At 31.9% G+C, this 3206-nt stretch carries 4 protein-coding genes; all 4 read left to right on the top strand.

Annotated elements, in window-relative coordinates:
* A partial coding sequence (locus ACI3VO_RS11000; protein WP_439757961.1) for a TcaA NTF2-like domain-containing protein occupies window positions 1-558 on the top strand: 558 nt, incomplete at its 5' end.
* A 164-nt stretch (window positions 559-722) separates the two neighbouring features.
* Complete coding sequence (locus ACI3VO_RS10995; protein ID WP_439757960.1) at window positions 723-1490, top strand: class I SAM-dependent methyltransferase; 768 nt, start codon at window positions 723-725, stop codon at window positions 1488-1490.
* Between the two features lie 57 nt (window positions 1491-1547).
* On the top strand, window positions 1548-2282 hold the full coding sequence (locus ACI3VO_RS10990; RefSeq protein WP_439757959.1) for a class I SAM-dependent methyltransferase: 735 nt from the start codon (window positions 1548-1550) through the stop codon (window positions 2280-2282).
* A gap of 128 nt (window positions 2283-2410) precedes the next feature.
* Window positions 2411-3206, top strand: a 796-nt coding sequence (locus tag ACI3VO_RS10985; protein ID WP_439757958.1) for an ABC transporter permease, incomplete at its 3' end; no start/stop codon positions are given.

The raw sequence follows: 3206 nt of genomic DNA, 5'->3' as shown, positions 1-3206 counted from the left end.
CTATCTTATACAGTAGATGATTCAAATATAGCTAGTGTATCTGGTTCAGGAAGTAGATGCCAAATATATGGTAAAAATGCAGGTGGTACTAATATTAGAATTTTATATGATGGTCAGGAAATAAAGACTATCTATTTAGAGGTTGAAGCAGAATATGTGGATGATTCACAACAATCTAGCTTAGATTCAAATAGTGAGGTTGATCTAGTTGTGAAGGGATATTTAGAAAATTATGCGGATGCTGTAAATTATGGAGAGATTTCATATGTAGAACCATACTTAACTTCAACAGGTGCATTCCATAAGGAATTATCTAAGACTATTCCAAAGAATTATGAAAAGGGAACACAAGTAGATGTTATAGGATACACAAAAAACAGCATGAAGCAAGAAAGTGGACAATATAGAGTGGGAATGACAATTGAATACTATGTTTATAAACAAGGCGAAACTAAATATCAAAAAGAATATATGGAATTTATAGCAGTTCAACGCTCAGGTGAATGGATTATAGATAGATATGAAAATTGGAAGCTTTTAGAACAATATAAAGTGTAAAATAAAAAATATATTATAAATTTGACATATAAAGCATAAATATGCTACTATTAAATTAATTAAATAATGAATTAACAGTGTCACGAAGATACTAGTGCGAAAGAGCGCATAGTGTTTTTGTGACCTTTTTTATTTTACAAAGAAATTTAGGGGTGGGAAAGAATATGAAGATGAATCAATTTTTAAAGGAAAACGAAAAATATTGGACAAATAGAGCTGAAGGATACTGCCAAGTAAATATAGATGAATTAAAAAGCAATAAAAAGCTTGAATGGATAGATATAATAAAATCTAATGCGCCAACTTTTGTAGGGGACAGAAGATTAAAGGTGTTAGATATAGGATGTGGACCAGGATTTTTCTCTATAATATTAGCATCAGCAGGCTATGATGTAACTGCTGTAGATTACACAGAAGAAATGTTAAAAAAAGCAAAACAAAACGCTGGTAGCTTAGTTGATAAAATAAAATTTAGAAGAATGGATGCTCATAACTTAGAATTTGATGAAGGACAATTTGATTTAATAGTTACTAGAAATCTTACTTGGAACTTAAAGGATCCAGAAAGAGCATATAATAGCTGGTACAAGGTTTTAAGAAACGGCGGAAAAATGATAAATTTCGATGCTAACTGGTACTTGCATCTTTTTGATGAAGAAAAGAGAAGAGAATACGAAAACGACAGAAAAAATGTAGAGCTTTCAGGAATGGATGACCACTACACATGTACAGATATAGATTCTATGGAGGAAATAGCTAGACAGCTTCCACTAAGCAAAATCCAAAGACCTGTTTGGGATAGAATGGTTTTAAATAAAATAGGATTTAAAAATATAGAAATAGATCAAAATATCTGGACAAAAACATGGAATGAAGAAGAAAAATTAAACTACGGTTCAACTCCAATGTTTATGATAATAGCTGAAAAATAAATAGATTTGTATTAAAATATAAAAGTCAAAATTAAGGTAGTATAGGGGAGATGAAAAGTGAATTTAGAAGACAGAATAGAAAGTTACTGGTCAAAAAGAAGTGATAAATTTTACGATTTACGTGTAGAAGAATTAAACAGCGATAAGAGAAAGCTATGGGAAGATGAGATAATATCAAATTTACCCGACAAAGAAAATTTAAAAATACTAGATGTAGGATGTGGACCAGGGTTTTTCTCAGTGATATTGGCATCTTTAGGACATAAGGTAGTAGGAATTGATTTAACTAAATCAATGATAGAGAGAGCAGAGCAAATTGCAGATATGTTGGATTACGACATAGATTTTAGAGTTATGAATGCTCAAGAGTTGGATTTTGATGATGAAGAGTTTGATGTAGTTATTTCTAGAAACTTGACATGGACACTTCCAGATATAGAGAAAGCATATAGGGAATGGTATAGAGTTCTTAAAAAGGACGGCGTGCTTTTAAATTTCGATGCTGATTACGGAAAGGTTTCTTTTAAAGAGGAAGTAAAAACTTTAGGTGAAGATCACGCGCATTCTAAAATAGAGGTTGATTTAATGGAGGAATGTGATAGTATAAAGGAAGCGTTAGTTATAAGCAAGAGAGAAAGACCAGTTTGGGATAAGGAATATTTAAAACAAATTGGATTTGAATCATGTAAAACTGATTACAATGTCAGTGAGAGAATTTACAAGGTTAAGGATGATTTTTATAATCCAACGCCTATGTTCAAGGTTTGCGCAGTCAAGATGGCAAGTGCATAAAATTAAATATTTATTATTGAGAATGGAATTATGAAAGTTTTATTAAAAATTGTTACGAAAACAGTTTACTATAGGGCTTTCATAATTTTCTTGTTTACGAAAAAGATAGTCAGAAAGAAGGGATATTTTTGGGAAAATATATAAAAAAAAGGTTATTAAACCTAATATCAATATTGCTCGGTATTTCTTTTTTATCATTTTTGCTTATGTATTTATCGCCAAGTGATCCAGCAGAGCTAATGTTAAAGGCAAGTGGAGGATTAGTTACGCAGGCGGAGGTGGATAGTCTTAGAGAGAGCTTGGGTCTTAATGAACCTTTTTTGAAGCAGTATTTTAATTGGCTGATAGGTTGTTTGCACGGTGATTTTGGAAATTCATATATCACAAATAAGCCAGTTACTCAAACTTTATTAGATGCAGTACTTCCAACCGTTGAGCTTGCAGTGAGTTCGCTAATGTTTACATTGATTGTATCGATTCCTCTTGGAATTTTATCAGCAGTTAAGAGAAATAAAATAGCAGATTATATTATTAGAATCCTATCTTTTATAGGTTCTGCTGTGCCTGGTTTCTTTTTAGCACTAATATTGATTTATATATTATCTATAAAGCTGAAAATATTGCCTGCGTATGGAGACAAACAGGCGACTTCAATTATAATGCCGACTATAACGCTAGGTCTTGGGATGACCTGCAAGTATATTAGACAGATTAGAGCTGCTATACTAGAGGAGCTTGAAAAGCCCTATGTAATAGGAGCGAGATCGAGGGGAATAAAAGAAAATACGATAGTATATATAAATGTTTTAAAAAACGCTATGCTTACTATTTCGACGTTAATAGGCCTTTCATTTGGTTCACTTCTAGGTGGGACATGTATAGTTGAGACGATTTTTATGTGGCCTGGACTTGGAAAGCTATCTA

The organism is Intestinibacter sp. (genome assembly GCF_051866655.1).
Taxonomy (GTDB): domain Bacteria; phylum Bacillota; class Clostridia; order Peptostreptococcales; family Peptostreptococcaceae; genus Intestinibacter.
This window is presented reverse-complemented; position numbering and strand designations above follow the sequence as displayed.